Origin of the sequence: Pseudoalteromonas sp. BSi20480, from assembly GCF_000241365.1 — a bacterium.
Lineage (GTDB): Bacteria > Pseudomonadota > Gammaproteobacteria > Enterobacterales > Alteromonadaceae > Pseudoalteromonas > Pseudoalteromonas marina.
Genome location: NZ_BADX01000123.1, coordinates 1 through 865 on the forward strand (window position 1 = coordinate 1; position 865 = coordinate 865).

1 protein-coding gene is annotated in these 865 nt (G+C 39.5%); it reads right to left on the minus strand.

Features of this window, described 5'->3' with window-relative positions; all coding sequences use genetic code 11:
- Positions 1-25 precede the first annotated feature (25 nt).
- A partial coding sequence (locus P20480_RS06240) for an IS110 family RNA-guided transposase (RefSeq protein WP_033025628.1) occupies positions 26-865 on the minus strand: 840 nt, incomplete at its 5' end.

Genomic DNA, 865 nt, shown 5'->3' on the forward strand with positions numbered 1-865 from the left:
TAACAAGAGACTATGGCGTCAATAGTTAATTATTAACTTTTGGCGCTTCCCACATTACACCGTCTCTTAGCATCGAATTTAATATCACAATCATCTTTCTAATACAGGCGATGATGGCTACTTTTTTGGGTTTCCCTGCTGCTAATAAACGTTGATATGTTACTTTGAAAACTGGGTTTGATTGCATCGCTGACATCATCGCCATGTATAAAACCGTTCTCACTTGAGGTCGACCACCCTGAATTTTTCGATGGCCTTTATATCGACCACTTTCTCGGTTCATTGGGGCAACACCAATCAGGCTACTTGCTTGTTTGCTGTTGATGTAACCCAGCTCAGGTAGGTTACTGATGATTGATGCAGCAGCTATTTTTCCAATACCAGTCATACTCTGTAATATCGTATTTTTAGCCTGGTATTCAGGGCAGCTTTCAATGAGTTTAACGATTTTTTCTTCAATCTTTTTTATCTGATTATTAAATAAAGTTAGTACTGGTTTGATTGTCATCGCCAATGCTTTGGGCATTATTTGTAAGCGATTTTTCTCCATTGTTTGCATCGTAAGCAACTGGTTACGTCGAGTCACTAAATCACTCATTGCCTGCATGGTATCTGGCTTAAGCTGTGATAATTTAGGTTTAATCGCTTCACTATAATGCGCAATTAATTGCGCATCAAGCTTATCGGTTTTGGCTCGTTGACCTATTGCTCCCGCAAACCGTTTAACATGAATAGGGTTAGCGATTGTGAAAGGTAAATTGGCATTAGCGCAAGCCAAAATAAAGGGCATTTCAAGCCTACCAGTGGCTTCAATTACGATGCGCTCAGGCTTGTATTTCTTAATCGTTTTGACGGCTTCTTTAAT